The 19,342-nt window shown below is 73.5% G+C and carries 18 protein-coding genes; 7 read left to right on the plus strand and 11 right to left on the minus strand.

Annotated features, from left to right (window positions below):
* The first annotated feature begins 29 nt into the window (after window positions 1-29).
* Complete coding sequence (dapD, locus tag BM142_RS15610) at window positions 30-1,001, plus strand: 2,3,4,5-tetrahydropyridine-2,6-dicarboxylate N-succinyltransferase (protein WP_254791005.1); 972 nt, start codon at window positions 30-32, stop codon at window positions 999-1,001.
* Here the strand turns inward: dapD and BM142_RS15615 are convergent.
* Window positions 998-2,104 (minus strand): alpha/beta fold hydrolase, encoded by a 1,107-nt coding sequence (locus BM142_RS15615; RefSeq protein WP_092200744.1) that lies wholly within the window; start codon window positions 2,102-2,104, stop codon window positions 998-1,000. The two genes, dapD and BM142_RS15615, sit on opposite strands and share 4 nt — an antisense overlap.
* A 131-nt stretch (window positions 2,105-2,235) precedes the next feature.
* On the opposite strand from BM142_RS15615, the gene BM142_RS15620 reads away from it, so the two are divergent.
* Both BM142_RS15620 and BM142_RS15625 read left to right on the plus strand, forming a co-directional pair.
* Window positions 2,236-2,928 (plus strand): hypothetical protein, encoded by a 693-nt coding sequence (locus tag BM142_RS15620; RefSeq protein ID WP_092200747.1) that lies wholly within the window; start codon window positions 2,236-2,238, stop codon window positions 2,926-2,928.
* Between the two features lie 63 nt (window positions 2,929-2,991).
* On the plus strand, window positions 2,992-3,501 hold the full coding sequence (locus tag BM142_RS15625; protein WP_092200750.1) for a GGDEF domain-containing protein: 510 nt from the start codon (window positions 2,992-2,994) through the stop codon (window positions 3,499-3,501).
* Window positions 3,502-3,514: 13 nt separating this feature from the next.
* Here the strand turns inward: BM142_RS15625 and dapC are convergent, their stop codons facing one another.
* Both dapC and fdxA read right to left on the minus strand, forming a co-directional pair.
* Entirely contained in the window at window positions 3,515-4,648 is a 1,134-nt protein-coding gene (gene dapC, locus BM142_RS15630) for a succinyldiaminopimelate transaminase (RefSeq protein ID WP_335340783.1), read from the minus strand.
* Window positions 4,645-4,971, minus strand: coding sequence for a ferredoxin (gene fdxA / locus BM142_RS24900; RefSeq protein ID WP_217640750.1), 327 nt, complete (start codon window positions 4,969-4,971; stop codon window positions 4,645-4,647). The genes dapC and fdxA overlap by 4 nt, the downstream gene beginning before the upstream one ends.
* A 189-nt stretch (window positions 4,972-5,160) precedes the next feature.
* On the opposite strand from fdxA, the gene BM142_RS15640 reads away from it, so the two are divergent.
* Entirely contained in the window at window positions 5,161-8,013 is a 2,853-nt protein-coding gene (locus tag BM142_RS15640) for a bifunctional diguanylate cyclase/phosphodiesterase (protein ID WP_092200759.1), read from the plus strand.
* A 23-nt stretch (window positions 8,014-8,036) separates the two neighbouring features.
* Here the strand turns inward: BM142_RS15640 and BM142_RS15645 are convergent, their stop codons facing one another.
* The 7 genes from BM142_RS15645 to BM142_RS15675 all read right to left on the minus strand — a co-directional run bounded on the left by BM142_RS15645 (window position 8,037) and on the right by BM142_RS15675 (window position 15,366).
* Window positions 8,037-8,483 (minus strand): hypothetical protein, encoded by a 447-nt coding sequence (locus BM142_RS15645; RefSeq protein WP_092200762.1) that lies wholly within the window; start codon window positions 8,481-8,483, stop codon window positions 8,037-8,039.
* Window positions 8,480-9,376, minus strand: a complete 897-nt coding sequence (gene mshB / locus BM142_RS15650; RefSeq protein WP_092200765.1) for an N-acetyl-1-D-myo-inositol-2-amino-2-deoxy-alpha-D-glucopyranoside deacetylase — start codon at window positions 9,374-9,376, stop codon at window positions 8,480-8,482. The genes BM142_RS15645 and mshB overlap by 4 nt, the downstream gene beginning before the upstream one ends.
* Before the next feature lie 133 nt (window positions 9,377-9,509).
* Entirely contained in the window at window positions 9,510-10,625 is a 1,116-nt protein-coding gene (locus BM142_RS15655; RefSeq protein WP_092200768.1) for an ABC transporter ATP-binding protein, read from the minus strand.
* Entirely contained in the window at window positions 10,618-11,670 is a 1,053-nt protein-coding gene (locus BM142_RS15660) for an ABC transporter ATP-binding protein (RefSeq protein ID WP_092200772.1), read from the minus strand. The genes BM142_RS15655 and BM142_RS15660 overlap by 8 nt, the downstream gene beginning before the upstream one ends.
* Complete coding sequence (locus BM142_RS15665) at window positions 11,667-12,647, minus strand: ABC transporter permease (RefSeq protein ID WP_092200775.1); 981 nt, start codon at window positions 12,645-12,647, stop codon at window positions 11,667-11,669. Before BM142_RS15665 ends, BM142_RS15660 begins: the two co-directional genes overlap by 4 nt.
* Window positions 12,640-13,563 carry an ABC transporter permease gene (locus BM142_RS15670; RefSeq protein WP_092200778.1) on the minus strand — a complete coding sequence of 308 codons (924 nt, stop codon included), beginning with the start codon at window positions 13,561-13,563 and terminating at the stop codon, window positions 12,640-12,642. Before BM142_RS15670 ends, BM142_RS15665 begins: the two co-directional genes overlap by 8 nt.
* Window positions 13,564-13,713: 150 nt before the next feature.
* The gene (locus tag BM142_RS15675; RefSeq protein WP_217640745.1) at window positions 13,714-15,366 is read right to left on the minus strand and encodes a peptide ABC transporter substrate-binding protein; all 1,653 of its coding nucleotides are present in this window, start codon (window positions 15,364-15,366) and stop codon (window positions 13,714-13,716) included.
* A gap of 375 nt (window positions 15,367-15,741) precedes the next feature.
* Between BM142_RS15675 and BM142_RS15680 the strand changes: the two genes are divergently transcribed.
* The gene (locus tag BM142_RS15680; RefSeq protein ID WP_092200781.1) at window positions 15,742-15,915 is read left to right on the plus strand and encodes a CsbD family protein; all 174 of its coding nucleotides are present in this window, start codon (window positions 15,742-15,744) and stop codon (window positions 15,913-15,915) included.
* A gap of 102 nt (window positions 15,916-16,017) precedes the next feature.
* Here the strand turns inward: BM142_RS15680 and BM142_RS15685 are convergent, their stop codons facing one another.
* Window positions 16,018-16,785, minus strand: a complete 768-nt coding sequence (locus BM142_RS15685; protein WP_092200783.1) for a (deoxy)nucleoside triphosphate pyrophosphohydrolase — start codon at window positions 16,783-16,785, stop codon at window positions 16,018-16,020.
* A 94-nt stretch (window positions 16,786-16,879) separates the two neighbouring features.
* Here BM142_RS15685 and BM142_RS15690 point away from each other — a divergent pair, with 94 nt between their 5' ends.
* Together BM142_RS15690 and BM142_RS15695 are read left to right on the plus strand one after the other, a co-directional pair.
* Window positions 16,880-17,353 carry an RrF2 family transcriptional regulator gene (locus BM142_RS15690; RefSeq protein WP_092200786.1) on the plus strand — a complete coding sequence of 158 codons (474 nt, stop codon included), beginning with the start codon at window positions 16,880-16,882 and terminating at the stop codon, window positions 17,351-17,353.
* Window positions 17,354-17,602: 249 nt separating this feature from the next.
* The gene (locus tag BM142_RS15695; RefSeq protein ID WP_092200789.1) at window positions 17,603-19,276 is read left to right on the plus strand and encodes a nitrite/sulfite reductase; all 1,674 of its coding nucleotides are present in this window, start codon (window positions 17,603-17,605) and stop codon (window positions 19,274-19,276) included.
* The last annotated feature ends 66 nt before the right edge of the window (window positions 19,277-19,342 follow it).

Genomic DNA, 19,342 nt, shown 5'->3' on the forward strand with positions numbered 1-19,342 from the left:
CCCGTCAGCCGCTCGGTAGTTTGGTCGGCGTGACTGCCGCTCCCGTCTCCGCCGTTGCCGCCGGTCTGGCCACCGTCACCGCCTCCGGGACGGTGCTGGACACCTGGTACCCCGAGCCCCGGCTGGGTGCCCCCGACGGCGCGAAGCCCGGCACCACCCGGCTCGGCGCCCTGGAGCTCTCCGGCGAGCTCGGCCCCGACTACGGCGGCCTGGTCCGTCGCGACGAGGCGCGCGGCGTGGAGATCATCGCCGTCCGCACGGTGATCCCCGACCTGTCCCAGCCGCCGGTCGACACGCACGACGTGTGGCTGCGGCTGCACCTGCTGTCGGCCCGCCTGATCCGGCCGCACGGGGCCGACCTGACCGGGATCTTCGGCCTGCTCACCAACGTCGCCTGGACCAGCGCCGGGCCGGTCGAGGCCGCCTCGTACAACGCCCACCGGCTGCGGGCCGCCGTCGGCAACGTCACCGTGTTCGGCGTCGACAAGTTCCCGCGGATGGTCGACTACGTCATCCCCGCCGGCGTCCGCGTCGCCGACGGCGCCCGGGTGCGGCTGGGTGCGCACCTGGCCGAGGGCACCACGGTCATGCACGAGGGCTTCGTCAACTACAACGCCGGCACGCTGGGCCCCTCGATGGTGGAGGGCCGGATCAGCGCCGGCGTCGTCGTCGGCCCGGACAGCGACATCGGCGGCAGCGCCTCGATCATGGGGACGCTCTCCGGCGGCGGCAAGCAGGTCATCTCGATCGGCAGCGGGTGCCTGCTCGGCGCCAACTCAGGCATCGGCATCTCCCTCGGCGACGGCTGCGTCGTCGAGGCCGGCTGCTACGTGACGGCCGGCTCGCGGATCACCCTGCCCGACGGAGCGGTGGTGAAGGCCGCCGAGCTCAGCGGTCGCGACGGGCTGCTCTTCCGCCGCAACAGCGTCAGCGGCGCGCTCGAGGCGCTCCCCCGCGACGGCAACTGGGGCGCCCTCAACGCCGAGCTGCACGCGAACTAACGCAGGTTGGCCGGGGCCGCGGCGGGGGCGTCGAGGTGCTCCAGCAGCGCGACGGCGAACTCCTGCGGGCGCTCGACGTGCGGCGAGTGGCCCACGTCCGGCAGGACGACCTCGCGGTAGGCGCCGCCCGTGGCCGCGTAGCGGTCCAGCACCGCGCGGGTCTGCGCCACCATCGGCTGGGGCGGGAACGCGTCGGCGCCCGGCCACCCCGGCACCGCCCCGACCGACCCGAGGAACGCCAGGTCGAACACCGACGTGTCGGAGACGATCTGGTCGGCGTCCCCGCGGATCCACAGCACCGGCGGCTTGACCGGCAGGTCGACGATCCCGGACACGTCGAACACCGTCGGGGCCATCGTGTTCAGCACCCCGCGCGCTCCCGGGGCGGCACCGGGCCAGGCGGCCGAGGCGGCGGGCTCACCGGGGTAGTGGTCGACCCCCGTGCGGGTGCTCAGCATCGACGCGACGAACACCTCCTCGGCCGCGGCGTCCAGGGGCAGGGAGCCGGGCGCGACGTAGAAGGACCGGAGGATCGACCGCGGGCTGGTCGGCGCATCGGCGGTGGTGTCGCCGGCCGCCAGGGCGGCCACGAAGTCGGGGTTGGCCGCGCCGGCACCGGACCCGGTCCCGTCCGGGTGGACGCGCGCGCCGTCGGTCCCCGCCGTCCCGCCGAACCCGTACGGCGAGATGGGGGCCACGAGCGCCACCGACGCCACCCGCGCGGGGTCGTCCAGCAGGTACTGCAGGACCACACCGGCGCCCATGCTCCAGCCCACCAGGTGGACGCGGTCCCAGCCCGCCGTCGCGATCAGCGCACCGAGGTCGTCCGCCCAGTCGCGGACGCCGCGGGTGGCGTCGACGGGCAGCGGATCGGTGTCCCCGTAGCCCCGCAGGTCCACGGCCGCGACGCGGTGCCGACCGGTGTGCCCGACGTCGAGCAGCGCCTGCTGCCAGAACAGCGCCGAGCTCACGTTGCCGTGCACGAACAGCACGACCTCCCCCGGACCCGCCGGGTCGACGCCGTCGGGATGCAGCAGGGACTGGGTCAGGCGGGCGGTCGGCACCCGGGTCGCGGTGATGCCGGGCAGCAGGACGTCGGCCATGGGGGTCCTCGGGGACGGGGAACGGGGAGCCCACGCTAGCGACGCCGGCGGGCCTGCGACACCGTGCCGCCTCGCCGACGTGACCTCGGGCACCGCGCCCCCGGCCGGCTCCCCGCCTACAGTCGGAGCCGATGGCCACCGCTCCCCCGCGCACCGTGCTGGTCCGGGTGAGCCAGGGTGCCCCGCGTCGCGGCGCCGGCGCCGCCCGACGCGTCCCCCCGGGCCGTCGTCCCGCGCCGAGGCGGGGCAACGCGCGCCGTCGGCGGCCCGCGCCGCGCCGGCGTTCCCGCCGCTCGCTGCGCGCGGCGGCCGGCCGGTGGTGGCCGGCCCTCCTGGTCGCCGCCGTCGTCCTGGTGGGGATGGCCTGGAACGGGACGACGTCGTCGTCGGACGGCTGCACGCTCCCCGGGTCGGGCGTGACCGTGACGCCGGAGCAGGTCGGCAACGCCCGGACGATCGCGCAGGTCGGCCGCGACCGCGGGCTGCCCGACCGCGCCGTCGTGATCGCCCTGGCCACCGCCCAGCAGGAGTCCAGCCTGCGCAACCTCGACCACGGCGACCGGGACTCCCTCGGCCTCTTCCAGCAGCGGCCGTCGCAGGGCTGGGGGACCGAGGCCCAGGTGCAGGACCCGGTCTACGCGGCCGGCATGTTCTACGACCGGCTGGTGACCGTGCCGGGGTGGGACACCGGCCGGCTCACCGACGTCGCCCAGGCCGTGCAGCGCTCCGGGTTCCCCGAGCTCTACCAGCAGCACGAGGCGATGGCGGTGGAACTCACCGCCGCCCTGGGGCCGGACTCGGCGGGCAGCCCGGCCTGCGCCTGACGGCCGTCCCCCTGCGGAGGGAATCCGCTCAATCCACCCGGCCGGTGCGCCGACCTCGTCCCCATGACGATCGCGCCGAACACCCCTCCCCTCGCGGCCCCGACCGCTCCCGAGGCCGCGGTCGCCGATGTGACGACGCTGCTGCCGTCGCGCGAGGCCGTCCTCGACCGCCTCGCCGAGCGGCTGGCCGGCCCGGCGCCGGCCCCCACGACGGTCGTGGTGCTCGGGCTGCTGCGCCGGGACGACGGATGGCCGACCGCGCAGAGCACCCTGGCGGCGGTCACCTCGCTGCTGGCCGGTTCGCTGCGCGGCGACGACTGGCTGGGCAAGTCCGGGCCCGGGGAGTTCGTCGTGCTGCTCAACGGCCCGGTGGCGGGGGCCGAGACCGCGGCCGCCCGCCTGGTCGCCGCGGTCCCCGCGCTGGGCATCCCGGACGTCACCGCCGCGGCGGGCATCGCACCCGCCACGGCCGACGCCGCTGCCGACGAACTCCTCCGCCGGGCGCTGCTGAGCCTGTCGGCCGCCCGGCGGGTGGGCGCGGGGACCGTGCTCCGGTACCGCGAGCCGCAGTGAGCGGCCGGCCCCCTCAGGCCGACAGGCGCTCCGCGGCGGCGGCGATCCGCTCGTCGGTCGCGGTCAGGGCCATGCGCACGTGCCGGGCACCGGCCGGCCCGTAGAAGCTGCCCGGGGCCGCCACGATGCCGAGGCCCGCGAGCCACTCGATCGTCGTCCAGCAGTCCTCGTCCCGGGTGACCCAGAGGTAGAGACCTGCCTCGGAGTGGTCGATCCGCAGCCCCGCGCCCCGGACGGCGGCCGCCAGCGTCTCCCGGCGGGCCCGGTACCGCTCCCGCTGCGCCTCGACGTGCGCGTCGTCGTCGAGCGCGGCGGCCATGGCCGCCTGCACCGGGCCGGGGACCAGCAACCCGAGGTGCCGCCGGACCTGCCAGACCGGGCGGACCAGCGCGGGGTCACCGGAGAGCAGACCGGCGCGGTACCCGGCGGCCGTGGACTGCTTGGACAGCGAGTGCACGGCGAGCAGGCCGGTGTGGTCCTCCCCCGCGATGGCCGGGTGCAGCACCGACCGCGGCTCGACGTCCCAGCCCAGCGTCACGTAGCACTCGTCGGCGACCACCGGGACGCCGTGCGCCCGGCCCCAGGCCACCCACGCGCGCAGCCGGTCGTCGTCCAGCACCCGGCCGTGCGGGTTGCCCGGCGAGTTCAGCCAGACCAGGCTGATCCCGGCGGCGTCCGGCGGCGGTGCGTCGGTGCGCAGGACGGCGAGGCCGGCCAGGACCGCGCCGACCTCGTAGGTCGGGTAGGCGACCTCGGGGACGACCACCGTGCTGCCCCGCGGCAGTCCGAGCAGCGTCGGCAGCAGGGCCACCAGCTCCTTGGACCCCACGGTCGGGATCAGCGACGGGTCGGCACCCAGCGGGTCGGCCACCCGGACGCCGAGCCGGCGCCGCAGCCAGTCCGCCGCGGCCGTCCGCAGCGTCGCCGTCCCCAGCGCCGTGGGGTACCCGGGGGCGTTACCTGCCCCGGCCAGCGCCTCGGTGAGGACCGCGGGCGTGTCATCGACCGGCGTGCCGATCGACAGGTCGACCACCCCGCCGGGGTGCTGCGCCGCGCGGGCCCGCGCCGCGGTCAGGGAGTCCCACGGGAAGTCCGGCAGCGAGGGCGGGGACCCGGCGGCCGCGTCCCCCGCCTGCGGAGCCGTCAGGAACCTTCGCCCTGCGGCGGGAGGGCCGCCACCAGCGGGTGGTCCTTGTTGATCTTGCCGGTCTTGGCCGCGCCGCCGGGGCTGCCCAGGTCGGAGAAGAACTCCACGTTGGCGTTGTAGAAGTCCTTCCACTTGTCCGGGACGTCGTCCTCGTAGTAGATGGCCTCCACCGGGCAGACCGGCTCGCAGGCACCGCAGTCGACGCACTCGTCGGGGTGGATGTAGAGCATCCGCTCGCCCTCGTAGATGCAGTCCACCGGGCACTCGTCGATGCACGCCTTGTCGAGGACGTCGACGCAGGCCTGTGTGATGACGTAGGTCACGGTGGTTCCCTCCCGGGGAGCGCGGAGCAGTAACCGCTGGCCGGAGCCAGGGGCGATCATGCGTCCCCAGTATGACGCGCCACCGGGGCACCCAGCGCGACGGGTGCCGGACGGCGCACGCCCCTCCCCCGTCGGGGTGAGCGGCGGCCCGCGGCTCAAGCATCGGAACGAGATGCCGATCTTGATCCTGTGTCAGCGAAGGCGCACCCCGGGACGACGCCGCGGCCCCGGCCGCCGGCGTCCCCGTACGACGCCCAGGCGGCGCTGGAGAACCAGCTCGCCCGGTTGCGCGCGTCCGCCGGCGCCACCCGGATCTCGGTGTGGGTGCACGAGGCGTCGACCGCCATGGCCGTGCCCTTCCGCACGTCCATGGCCGATCCGCGCCAGGTCACCGAGGGCACCCCGCGCACGGCCCTCTCCCTCAGCCGCTCCCCCTTCCTCGCCGCGGTGATCCGCAGCCGCCGTCCGCTCGTCGCCCGAGCGGACGGGAAGCGCGCCTCGGACCGGGAGATGGCGGCCCGCGGCGTGACGTCGGCGCACGGCGAGCCGCTGCTCGTCGACGGCGAGGTGGTCGGCGTGCTCACCGTCGAGCCCGCCGCGGCGGCCGCGCCGCACCTGCTCCGCCAGGTCACCCCCAAGCTGGCGCTCGCGCTCTCCGAGGCCTGGACCCGGCGGTCGGAGAAGCGCCGCACCGCGCAGGCCGAGGTGCTGCTCGGCTTGATCGAGTCCGCCGCCAAGGCCCAGTCGATGGACCACCTGCTCGGCTCGGCGTGCCACCGGCTCGCCGAGCTCGGGGAGGTGGAGCGGGCCTGCATCTTCCTGCTCGAGGACGGCCGCCTGGTCCCGCGCATGGCCGCCTACGCCGACGGACGCCGCGACCCCGCGACCTGGGAGCAGTTCCGCAACGCGCCGGTCGGTCTCCAGCTGGCCGAGACGGTGCTGCGGACCGGCGAGCCGATGACCGCCGACCGGGACTCCGGCCTGCTCTCCGGCTGGTGGGTCGACAACTTCGACATCGCGTCGGGCCTGGCCGTGCCCCTCGGGCGCAGCCCGGACCTGGCGGGGGTGCTCACCCTCGACAGCACCCAGGTGCGCCCGTTCTCCGAGGACGTCCGCCGGCTGGCCGCGGCCGCCGGCGCGCACCTGGGCGGCGTCATCGAGCAGGCCCGGACCAGCCAGGCGCGGGCGGCCTCGCTGGCCACCGCGCGCGTCGTCCGGCAGCTGCTGGTGGACGGCGCCGGGGCGACCGGGGTGGCCGAGGCCGCCGAGGTGCTCGCCCGCGCCGTGCAACGCCTGGCCGGCACCGACCGCAGCGCCGCCTACCTGCTCGACGACGAGGGCCGGATCGGCGAGGTGCGGCACGTCGACTGGCCGGACGCGCACAAGCAGGTGGTGGCCACCCAGCTGGTCGGCCGACCGGCCGGGGACGTCCCGCTGTGGCGGCTGACCGCCGAGCAGAAGCTGCCTCTCTTCGTGGAGGACGCCGGCGCCAGCGAGCTGCTGGACCCGCGGCTGGCCCACGCCCTCGACCTCGCCTCCTACGTCTCGGTGCCGCTGTTCTCCGGCGACCGGCTGCTCGGCCTGGTGGTGACCGGCGCGACCGGCGGAGCCCGCACCTGCTGGTCCCCCGAGGTCCGGGAGGCGGTGCGGCAGGTGACCCTGGAGGGTGCCCTGGTCGTCGAGAACGCCGCCCTGCGCGCGGTGGAGCAGCTGCGCCTCGAGCAGCTGGCCACCGAGGCCCACCACGACCCGCTGACCGGGCTGGCCAACCGCCGCCGCTTCATCGAGCAGCTCGAGGCCACCGTCTACCGCGCCGAGGACGCCACCTGCGCCGTCCTGATGATCGACCTCGACCGCTTCAAGGAGATCAACGACAGCTTCGGGCACAGCGTGGGCGACGACCTGCTCTGCCTGGTGGGTCCGCGCCTGGAACGGGCGCTGCACCCCGGCGACCTGCTGGCGCGGATGGGCGGCGACGAGTTCGCCGTCCTGCTCCCGGGTGCCGACGCCGCCCGGGCCACCGAGGTCGCCGGGCACCTCGGCGCCGCCCTGCGCGACGCCTTCGTGCTCGACGGCATGCCGCTGCACGTCGACGCCAGCATCGGCGTCGCGCTCTGCCCCGAGCACGGCCGCGACCGCTCCCTGCTGCTGGCCCGCGCGGACACCGCCATGCACCTGGCCAAGCGTGGCCGGCGCGGCGTCGAGACCTGGGCGCCCGACGGCACCCCGGCCTCCCGCGACCGGCTGCAGACGCTCGAGGAGCTGCGCAGCGCCCTGGACGGCGACGAGCTCGACGTGCACTACCAGCCGAAGCTGGACCTCCGGAGCGGCAGCGTCGTCGGGGTGGAGGCGCTGGTGCGCTGGCAGCACCCCGAACGGGGGCTGGTCTTCCCCGACGTGTTCCTCCCGCTGGCCGAGCAGGCCGGCCTGATGCGCCGGCTGGCCCTGCGCGTCCTGGAGCGGTCGCTGCGCGACCTGCAGGCGTGGCGCGCGGGCGGGCTGGACCTGTCCGTGGCGGTCAACCTGTCGGTCTCCAACCTGCAGGACGTCGCGCTGCCCGAGCAGGTGGAGATGCTGCTCGACGCGTTCGACGTGCCGGCCGGGGCGCTGATCCTCGAGATCACCGAGGACGTGCTCATGGCCGACACCGCCCGCAGCCAGCAGGTGATGGCCGGCCTGCGCCGGCTCGGGGTGCGGCTGTCGATCGACGACTACGGCACCGGCTACTCCTCGCTGGCGTACCTGCGCGCGCTGCCGGTCGACGAGCTCAAGCTGGACCGGAGCTTCGTCACCGACCTCACCTCCGACGAGCGGGCGTCCGCGATCGTGCGCAGCACCCTCCAGCTGAGCCTCGACCTGGGCATGGGCATGGTGGTGGAGGGCGTGGAGGACGCCGCGACGCTCACCGCGCTGCGCGCCTGGGGCTGCGACTACGCGCAGGGCTACCACATCGCCCGCCCCATGCCCGCCGAGCGCTTCCTCACCTGGCTGGCCGGGCAGCCGGCGTTCGTCCCCCGCGGCGGGCTCCCCCGGCCCTCGTAGCCCCCTCCTGGCCCGCGGCCCTCCTAGCCGACGCCCGGCTGACCCGCGGTGGTCCTGGCCGGGCCGGCGGCCGGCGCGGACCGCGCCGGTGCGACCGGACGGCGGGACCCGCCGAGCACCCGGCCCACGGACACGGCGGCGGCGAGCACGCCGAGCATCAGGAAGACCAGGTTCAGCACCCCGAGGTCGCCGGCCCCGGTCATGACCAGGTCACCCTCGGGACGGCGCAGCATGGCGCCGACGGCCACCACCAGCCACGCCAGGGCGGGCAGCAGCGCGACCAGCCGGCTGCCGGAGAGGCGCAGCGCCGCCACGGGGAGCAGCAGGTTCCCGACCACCGCGGCCAGGACCGACACGGGCACGAGGACGCCCCCGGCGCGCAGCGGCAGCCAGAAGACCTCGACCAGGGCGAGCCAGGTGGCCACCACGACGGCGGCCGCACCCCAGCCCAGCCGCTCGCCGACCGTCATCCGGTGGTGCCCGCGAACAGGTCGTCCTCCCAGCCCTGCGGACCGGGCCCGGCCGTCCCGCGCTCGCCCCGGACCAGCCGGTAGTACTCGACGCTCAGCATCTCGTGGCCCAGGTTGTTGGACAGGGCGAAGAACGGGCCGTCCACCAGGATCTGGGTGGGGTGGGCGCGCATGGCGGCGTCCTTCTGCGCCATGTGCGCGGAGCCGTCGACGGCCGCGGTGACGACGTCGTCCGGCACGGCGAACGGGACGTCGTCGGCGCTCCGGACGCCCTCGAAGAACGAGTCGTCTCCGGCGGCCGCCATGGCGTCGATCCCCCGCTGGACCACCGACCGGGGCACGCAACACCAGTAGACCTTCGCCGTCGTCCAGGCCTCGCCCAGGTCCGGGCGGTAGGCGGGGTCGGCCGCCGCCTCGACCGCCCCCATCGCCACCCGGTGCGCCTGGATGTGGTCGGGGTGGCCGTAGCCGCCGTTCTCGTCGTAGGTGACCAGCACCTGCGGCCGGACGTCGCGGACGACGGCCACCGCGTGCGCGATCGCCTCGGCCAGGTCGGCGTTCCAGAACGCCCGGGGACGACCGTTCGAGGGCACGCCCATCATCCCGGAGTCGCGGTAGCGGCCCGGTCCGCCGAGGAACCGGATGTCGCCGACGCCGAGGGCCTCCATGGCGCCCCGCAGCTCCCAGATCCGGTAGCCGCCGAGCTGGTCGGCCTGGTCGGCGGCCAGCTGCGCGAGCTCGGGGACGAGGACCTCGCCCTCCTCGCCCAGCGTGCAGGTGAGCAGGGTGACCTGGGCCCCCTCCGCGACGTAGCGGGCCATGGTGGCCCCGTTGTTGATCGTCTCGTCGTCGGGATGGGCGTGCACGAGCAGCATGCGTCGGTCGGCAGTCACACCGCGATCCTGCCGGATCGCACGGGGGCCGACGCCGTCCCCCCGTCGTCCTCCCTCACCGCGCGGCGTCCTCCCCCACCGCGCACCACGAGGGAGGACGCGCCGGGATCAGGTGCCCTGATCCCGGCGCGGGTCACTCGACGTCGACGGGGACGACCGACCGCGCCTCGGCGAAGTGGCAGGCGGCGGGGTGGCCCTGCCCGCGGTCGACCAGCGCCGGCGGCTCGGTGGCGCAGATGTCCTGGGCCTTCCAGCAGCGGGTGCGGAACCGGCACCCCGAGGGCGGGTTCGCCGGGCTCGGCACGTCGCCCTGCAGCAGGATGCGGTCCTTCTGGCCCCGCAGGTGCGGCTCGTGCAGCGGGACCGACGACAGCAGCGCCTGGGTGTAGGGGTGCGACGGCGAGCCGTAGACGTCGGAGTCCGTGCCCTCCTCCACCACGCTGCCGAGGTACATGACGGCGACGCGGTCGGAGATGTGCCGGACCACCGACAGGTCGTGGGCGATGAAGAGGTAGGAGAGGCCGAAGTCGTCCTGCAGGTCCTCGAGCAGGTTCACCACCTGGGCCTGCACCGAGACGTCGAGCGCGGAGACCGGCTCGTCGCAGACGATGACCTCCGGCTGCAGCGCCAGGGCCCGGGCGATGCCGATGCGCTGGCGCTGGCCGCCGGAGAACTGGTGCGGGTACCGGTTGACGAAGTCGGGGTTGAGCCCGACCCGGTCCATGAGCTCCTGGGTGCGCTGCAGCCGGCCCTTCTTCGGGGCGATGTCGGCGTGCACCGACCAGCCCTCGGCAACGATGTCGCCGACGGTCATCCGCGGGTTCAGCGAGGCGTACGGGTCCTGGAAGATGATCTGGACCTCGCGTCGGTACTGCTTGAGGTCGCGCCGGCCCATCCGGGCCACGTCCCGGCCCTTGTAGAGGATCTGCCCGTCGCTGGGCTTCTCCAGCGCCACCAGCAGCTTCGCCACCGTCGACTTGCCGCAGCCGGACTCGCCGACCAGTCCCAGCGTCTCCCCGCGGCCGAGGGTCAGGGTGACGCCGTCCACGGCACGGACGTGCCCGACCGTCTTCTTGAACACGATCCCCTGGGTGAGGGGGAAGTGCTTCTCCAGGTTCTTGAGCTGCAGCAGCGGCTCGGACGCCGTCGTCCCGCCGTGCTCGGACGCGCCGGAGCCGGTGGTCGCGCCCGCGGCGGCGCGAGCGACCTCCTGGTCCCGGTCGGACGGCCGGGAGCTGTCGTCAGACACCGAGCACCTCCTCGCTGTAGTGGCACGCGGCCTCGCGGCCGGGGACGACCAGGCGCAGCGGCGGGTGGTCGACCGCGCAGTCGCGGCCAGGCGCCGCCTCCGCGCCGATCCGGCGCCGCGGGCAGCGCGGGTGGAACGGGCAGCCCGACGGGATGCGGGCCAGGTTCGGCGGCTGCCCGGAGATCGGCACGAGCCGGCCGCCCTTCGCCTCCACCCGGGGGATCGAGGTCATGAGCCCCTCGGTGTAGGGCATCGCCGGCCTGCTGAAGACGTCGTCCACGGTGCCCCGCTCGACGATGCGCCCGGCGTACATGACGGCCACGTTGTCGGCGACCTCGTTGACCACGCCCAGGTCGTGGGTGATCAGGATCAGGCCCATCCCGGTGTCGCGCTGCAGGTCCTTGAGCAGGTCCATCACCTGCGCCTGCACCGTGACGTCGAGCGCGGTGGTCGGCTCGTCGGCGATGAGGATCTTCGGGTCGAGCGCGATGGCCATGGCGATCATCACGCGCTGCCGCATGCCGCCGGAGAACTGGTGCGGGTAGTCGTTCACCCGCTGCGCCGCGGCCGGGATGCGCACGCGGTCCATCAGCTCGACGGCCTTGCGCTTGGCGTCCTTCTTCGACAGGCCCTGGTGCGCGCGGAACATCTCGCCGATCTGGAACCCCACGCTGTACACGGGGTTCAGCGCCGACAGCGCGTCCTGGAAGATCATCGAGATGCCGGGGCCACGCACCTGCCGCTGCTCCTCGGGCGGCAGGGTGAGCAGGTCCCGGCCCTCGAACACGACCGTGCCGCCGGTGATGTGGGCGGGCGGGGTGTCGAGGATGCCCATGATCGCCTGGGCGGAGACCGACTTGCCGGACCCGGACTCGCCCAGGATCGCGAGGGTCTCCCCCTGGGCCAGGGTGTAGCTGATCCCGTTGACGGCGTTGACCACGCCCGAGCCCGTGCGGAACTCCACCTGCAGGTCGTCGACGGCGAGCAACGGTGACCCCACCGCGCCGCCCCGCGGTGCCGCCGTCGCGCCGGAGGAGATGCTCATGAACGCTGCCTCGGGTCGAGGGCGTCGCGCAGGGCGTCGCCCATGAGGATGAAGGCCATGACCGTCAGGGTCAGCACGGCGCTCGGGAACAGCACGATGTGCGGTGCCGTGCGCAGCAGGTTCTGCCCCTCGTTGATCTGCAGGCCCCAGGAGATCGCCGGCCGCTGCAGGCCGACGCCGAGGAAGGTCAGCGTCGCCTCGGCCGCGATCAGGATGCCGACCGTGATCGTCGCGTAGACCAGGACCGGGGCGACGGCGTTGGGCAGGATGTGCCGCACCAGGATGCGGGTGTCACCGGCGCCCATCGCGCGGGCCGCGGCCACGTAGTCCCCGCTCTTCACCGAGATGACCTGCGAGCGGACCAGCCGCATGGCGGTCATCCAGCCGAAGGCCGCGAGCGCGATGGCGACCGCCCCCGCCCCGCGATCGCTGATGACGGGGATGTCCGTGGACGGCCCCACCCGCAGCAGCACGAGCGCCCCGAGGATCAGCGGCATGGCGTAGAAGATGTCGGCGACCCGCGAGAGCAGGCCGTCGGTGAAGCCGCCGTAGAACCCGGCGATCGCCCCGACGATCACGCCGAGCAGCAGGATGAACAGCACCGCCAGGACACCGATGATCAGGGAGTTGCGCGCCCCGTAGACCACCTGGGCGAGGTAGTCGCAGCCCTGCTGGTCGAAGCCGAACCAGTGCGCCGCCGACGGCGGGTCGGCGGAGTTCGCCAGGTCGCAGTCCCGCGGCTTCGCGCCGCGGGCGAACAGCTGCGGGAACACGGCCATCAGGATGAAGCCGACGCCGAGGACCGCCCCCAGCCAGAACAGCACGCTCTTCCGGAGCGCCTTCCAGGCGTCGCTCCACAGACTGCCCTGCGTCGCCGTCTCGGTCTCGTTCTGGGTGTCGGCCGCGTCCGCGACCCCGGTGACCCGCCCGGCACCCACCTCGTCGTGCCCGGCGTCGGTCAGGTGGCGGTCAGTCATAGCGGATCCTCGGGTCGAGGACGGCGTACAGCACGTCGACGACCAGGTTGAAGAAGATGAAGAAGAAGACGAGCAGCGTGACGATCCCGACGACGACCGCCCCCTCCTGCCGCTGGATCGACTCGAACACGGCGCGACCGATGCCGGGGATGTTGAACACCGTCTCGGTCACGATGGCGCCGCCCATCAGCGTGCCGATGTCGGCGCCGATGAACGTCACCACGGGGATGAGGCTGTTGCGCAGGGTGTGCCGGACCACCACCGTGCTCGGCTTGAGCCCCTTGGCGCGGGCGGTCCGCACGTAGTCGGCCCGCAGGTTCTCCGCCATGCTGGTGCGGGTCAGCCGCGCGACGTACGCGACCGACCCGGCGGCGAGGACCAGACCGGGCAGCAGGTAGCTGTACCAGCCGTCGCGGACGCCGGCGATCGGGAACAGCTCCAGTTTCAGGCCGAAGACGAACTGGGCGAGGAACGCCAGCACCAGGATCGGCACCGAGACCACGATCGTCGTCGACACCAGCACCAGGTTGTCGAAGAAGCTGTTCCGCCGGATGCCGGCCAGGACGCCGGCCACGATGCCGATCACGATCTCGAACAGGACCGCGACCAGCGCGAGCTTGGCGGTCACCGGCAGCCGCTGGAGGATGGTGTCCAGGACCGGGCGGCCGGCGAAGTCGGTACCGAAGTCGCCCTGGACCAGGTCGCCCACGTACTTGGCGTACTGCAGCCACAGCGGGTCGCCGAGGTTGAAGTCGTCCCGCAGCTGGGCGGCCACGGCGGGCGCGATCGGCCGGTCGCCGGCCAGGGCCGCGATCGGGTCCCCCGGCAGCGCGAACACCATCGCGAAGATCAGGAACGATGCGCCCAGCATGACCGGGATCGTGAGCAAGAGGCGGCGCGCCACGTAGCGGCCCATGTCCCCCCTCGGTTCTGTGTGTGCGGCCGGCACCCTGTGCGGCGTCGGTGGGAATGCTGTCAGCCCCCACACGCTCCGCGCCGCCGGGGGTGACTGTCACGGGGACAGCACCCCCGGCGGCGGGGATGGTGCGGTGTTACGGGCGCCGCGTCAGTTGACGCTGACCTCGGCGGTGCGGATGTGCCCGAACACGTCGATCACCACGTCCGACACGGTGTCGGCGTGCACGGCCTGCTCCACGTCGAAGAACATCGGGATGCTCGGCATGTCCTCGATGAGGATGTCCTCGGCCTGGTTGTAGAACTCGATGGCCTCCTCGTTGCTCTCGGCCGAGTTCCCCTGCTGGACGAGCGCGTCGAACTCCTCGTTCACGTAGAAGACGCGGTTCGAGCCGTTCGGCGGGATCGCCGCGGCCGAGTAGAGCGGCTCCAGGTAGTTCTGCGGGCTCGGGTAGTCCATGGACCAGCCGAGCCGGAACGGACCGGTCACACCCTTGTCGGCGAGCAGCGGGAGGTACTGGGCGAAGTCGAGGTCGCCGCGGAGGACGTAGTCGACACCCAGGTTGTCCCGGATCTGGTTACCGGCCGCCTGCACCCAGGCGTCGTGACCGGCGCCGGAGTTGAACCACAGCTCGATCGGCTGCGTGCGGTCGAACCCGGCCTCGTCGAGCAGCGCGTTGGCCGCCTCGGGGTCCAGCTCGCAGTACTCGCAGGCCCCCTCGCGGTACCCGTCGACGATCGGCGCGACGAACGAGTCCGCCGGCTGCTTGGTGCCCTGGAAGATGGCCTCGGAGATGGCCTCGCGGTCGATGGCCATGGAGAAGGCCTGGCGCACGCGCGGGTCGGAGAAGCGCTCGTCGTACACCGGGTAACCGAGGTACTGGAAGCCCGACGACGGCGCCTCGAGGAAGGCGTCGCCGAACACGTCCTCCGCCGAGGCGATGGCGTCCGGGGGCAGGTCGGGCGAGACGTCGAGGTTGCCGCCCTGCACGTCGAGGTAGGCGGTGTCGACATCGCTGTAGACACGGAACTCGACCGTGTCGGCCTGCGCCGGGTTCGGGCCGGCGTAGTCCTCGTAGCGGGACAGCGTGATGCCCTGGCCCGGCACGAACTCCTCGTCGGCCTTGAACGGGCCGGTGCCGATCGGCAGTGCGCCGTAGCCCTCCGGGTCGTCGAAGAAGCCCTCCGGCAGCGGGTGGAAGGCGTTGTACCCGACGGTGACCGGGAACTGGGCGAACGGCGCCGCCAGCGTGACCTCGAAGGTCTGGTCGTCGATGACCTCGAGCCCGCTCATCTCCGTGGCGATCGCCGGGGAGACGACGTTGCCGGCGTCGTCGGTCTCGGCCTGCAGGTCGCCGTAGCCCTCGATGTTCGAGAAGAAGTACGAGGCGCCCTGGGCGTTCTCGCTGTAGGCGGCCCAGTTCCACGCGTCGACGAACGAGCTCGCGGTGACCGGCGTGCCGTCGTGGAAGGTCCAGCCGTCGTTCAGCGTGACCGTCCAGGTCTGGCTGTCCTCCGACTCGATGGACTCCGCGATACCGGTGTACTCGACGGAGCCGTCGGCGGCGTACTGGATCAGACCGGTCCACAGGGCCTCGAGGACCTGCGCGCCCTCGCTCTCCGAGGTGTTGCTCGGGACGAGCGGGTTCTCCGGGTCGCTGTAGAGGGCGATGCTGTAGGTGCCGCCGGCGGCGCCGCTCTCCCCCTCGCTGCCCTCGTCGTCGCTACCGCCACAGGCGGTCATCACCAGCGCGGCGGCGATGGCCGTCGCGACCAGTGAACTGCTGCGCTTGCTCAACTTCACGTGCAAGGCCTCCCTCGACCCGCGTGCGCGGGGGGAACGGACAGGTCGATCCGAGCCCAGCAGAGGGCCGTCGGACGACTGATTGGTCACGATCGAAACGCACCCGGGTGGCACAGACCTCCCCAGTACGACGGAAGGACCCTAGGCACGCCGCGAAGAGGGTGTCCACGGCCGTCATCGAGTTGTGACCTCCATGCGTGACCCTCGCCTCAGCCGCAACATCCACACCGCGAACCGCCGTCCCGCCGCGTGTCCTTCCTCTCATTCACGCCGTCCGCCGGACAGCTTCCGGCGACGCCTCCGCAGCGGGTTCGGCCGGCCGCCGACCCGGGTACCTGTCCCCTCGACACGGATCCCGAGGGAGAGGCACGCGCGATGAGTGGCACGGACAAGCTGACGAACAAGATCGAAGAGGTCTCCGGGAAGGGCAAGCAGGCCGTCGGCGAGCAGACCGGCGACCGGGATCTGCAGGCGGAGGGGCAGAAGGAGGAGTCGAAGAGCAACCTCAAGCAGGCCGGCGAGAACCTCAAGGACGCCTTCAAGAAGTAGCGCCGTCCCGTCGGCGGCGTCCTCCGGGAGGGCCCGGCAGGACGCTCCGACGACGGACGCCGCGGCTCCCCGAGCCGCGGCGTCCGTGCCGTCGGGGGGCCTTCAGGCGGGCCGTCGGACGTCGCGCAGGAGGGCGCGGACGGCGGGGACGAGCGGGCGGTCGGCCGATATCCAGTCCAGCGCGTCCAGCTCGTCGGCCCGGACCCAGCGCAGCTCGGCGTGCTCGCGCGCCACCGGCACCCCACCGGCGAGGCGCGCCGACCAGACCCGCAGGGTCGAGCTGCCCGGCGGACCGCCACCCACGACGCCGTCGAGCAGCACCTCGCCGAGGAAGTCCTCCGGGGTGATCGGGACGCCCAGCTCTTCCTCGATCTCGCGCACCAGTGCGGCGAGCTGCGACTCCCCCGGCTCGACCTTTCCGCCCGGGAACTCCCAGAGCCCGTCGTAGGGGCCGCCCGCCCGCTTCGCGACGAGCAGCCGGCCGTCGTCGACGATCGCCGCGCCCACCACCTGCAGCACGTCCAGGGCCCGGCGCTCGGCGGCCACGGCGTAGGCGTCCAGGTGCGCCCGCATCGCCCGGCGGATCCGCCGGCGCAGGACCAGCCGGTCGCGCAGGCCCCCCAGCCATCCGGCGGACTCCCAGTCCAGCTGCTCCTCGACGAGGGTGCCCGCGGCGGTGGCAGAGAAGCGCCGCGAGTGGGTCAGCCGACGCCCGCCCGGCCCCGGGGCCCCCGCGTGCACGTCGAGCTCCGGCCGGACCGAGACGAGCTCCTCCAGCGGCGAACCCCACGGACGCCCGAGTGCGCGGGCCACGTCGAAGGCCACGGTGAGCGGCGCCTCCACCATCGTGGTGAATCGCAGCCGGAACACGGGTCCAGCCTGGCAGAACCGGCAGGATGGGCCGGCAGAACCCCGGCTGCGCCGACCTGCCGGACCGGGCAGAGCAGCCCCGCAGAGGAGCACAGTGCGCATCACCGCCCGCGTGGACTACGCCGTCCGCGCTGCTCTCGAGCTGGCCGCGGTGGCCCCCGAGGCCCTGACCGCCGAGCGCATCGCCACCAACCAGGGCATCCCGGCCCGGTTCCTGCAGACCATCCTCGGCGACCTGCAGCACGCCCGCCTGGTCACCAGCCAGCGCGGCCGGGAGGGTGGCTACCGGCTCGCCCTCCCGCCGTCGGAGATCTCGATCGCGCGGGTCATGCGGGTGGAGCAGGGGTTCCTCGCCGAGGTGCACGGCCGGCGCCCCGAGGAGGTCGCCTACCCGGGCGCCGCCGAGGCGCTGGCGTCGGTCTGGGTGGCCGCCCGCGAGGGCTACCGCCGGGTGCTGGAGGGGGTCACGCTGGCCGACGTCATCTCCGGCGACCTCCCCGCGCACGCCGCGGAGCTGGTCGCACTGGAGAACGCCTGGCGTTCCTTCGGTGACGCGCCGGGCGCCTGAGGAGGCCCGTATCCCGGGTCACTCCACCGATCCGGTCGACTTGTGCGACGATGGGGGGCGTGACCGACCGCGGCAGCCTCCTCGTCGCGCGGCTGCACATCGACCTCGCGCTCGTCTCCAGCGCCGCCTGTTCCGCGCCGCGCTGACCTCGGTCCACCTCGCGCCGCTCCCGCCGCGCCCCCGATCATCAGCGCTCCTCCCTGGTCGGCCGGGCACGGCAGGGGAACGGGCGCAGGAAGAAGTTCGACCGTGACCACCCCCACCCGCGTCAGCAGCCGTCCCCAGCGTGGGGAAGGCCAGTGGGCGCTCGGCTACCGCGAGCCGCTCAACCCCAACGAGCGGATGAAGAAGGACTCCGACGGTCTCGACGTCCGTCAGCGGATCCTCGACATCTACTCGAAGGGGGGCTTCGACAGCATCGACCCCGGGGACCTCCGCGGCCGGATGCGCTGGATGGGGCTCTACACCCAGCGCGCCCAGGGGATCCCCGGCGGCAAGACCGCCGTGCTGGAGCCCGAGGAGCTCGAGGACTCCTACTTCATGATGCGGGCGCGCATCGACGGCGGGCAGCTGACCAGCGACGCGCTGCGCGTGATCGGCGGGATCAGCACCGACTTCGGCCGCGACGTCGCCGACGTCACCGACCGGCAGAACGTGCAGTACCACTGGATCCGCATCGAGGACGTGCCCGAGATCTGGCGGCGGTTGGAGTCGGTGGGCCTGAGCACGATGGAGGCCTGCGGGGACGTCCCGCGCGTCATGCTCGGCTGCCCGCTCGCCGGGATCCTCGAGGACGAGGTGCTCGACGCCACCGACGTCATCGCCGAGACCGTCGCGAAGTACGTGGGCAGCCCCGAGTTCAGCAACCTGCCGCGCAAGTGGAAGACGTCGATGTCCGGCTGCGTGGACCACTGCACCGAGCCGGAGATCGACGACGTCTCCTTCGTCGGCGTGCGGAACGCCGACGGCGAGGCCGGCTACGACCTCTGGGTGGGCGGCGGGCTGTCCACCAACCCGAAGTTCGCCCAGCGGATCGGGGTGTTCGTCCGTCCCGACCAGGTCACCGACGTGTGGGCGGCGTGCACGGCCGTCTTCCGCGACTACGGCTACCGCCGGCAGCGCAACCGCGCCCGCATCAAGTTCCTCATGGCCGACTGGGGCCCGGAGAAGTTCCGCCAGGTGCTGCAGGACGAGTACCTGCACGTGCAGCTGCCCGACGGGCCGGCCCCGGCACCGGCCAAGCACGACCAGCGCGACCACGTGGGCGTCAGCCGGCAGAAGGACGGCGCCAACGCCGTCGGTTTCGCGCTGCGCACCGGCCGGATCAGCGGCTCGCTGCTCACCACGATCGCGGATCTGGCCGACGAGTACGGCCAGGGCCGCATCCGGACGACGACGCAGCAGAAGCTGGTCATCCTGGACGTCCCCGACGAGAAGGTCGAGGCCCTGGTCGCCGCGCTCGCCGAGCACGACCTGCAGGTCCGCCCGAGCGCCTTCCGCCGCGGCACCATGGCCTGCACCGGCCTGGAGTTCTGCAAGCTGGCGATCGTCGAGACCAAGCAGCACGCGCAGGACCTCTACGCGGAGCTGGAGAAGCGGCTGCCCGACTTCGACACCCCGATCGGGATCAACGTCAACGGCTGCCCCAACAGCTGCGCCCGGTTCCAGACCGCCGACATCGGGTTCAAGGGCTCGATGGTGCGCGACGCCGCCGGCGAGATGGTCGAGGGCTTCCAGGTCCACCTGGGCGGTCACCTCGGCGTCGAGGCCACCTTCGGCCGCAAGTTCCGCGGGCACAAGGTGACCAAGGCAGAGACCGCCGACTACTGCGAGCGGGTGCTGCGCGGGTTCCTGGAGCGGCGGACGCCCGGGGAGTCGTTCGCGCACTACGTCTCCCGGGCGGACGAGGACTGGCTGCTGTGACCGAGCTCGCGAGGTCACCGGAGAGCACAGCACCTGTGGGCATGACGTCGACGAGCGCCGGCGAGG

Source organism: Blastococcus tunisiensis, assembly GCF_900112815.1.
In the GTDB taxonomy this organism is placed as follows: domain Bacteria; phylum Actinomycetota; class Actinomycetes; order Mycobacteriales; family Geodermatophilaceae; genus Blastococcus_B; species Blastococcus_B tunisiensis.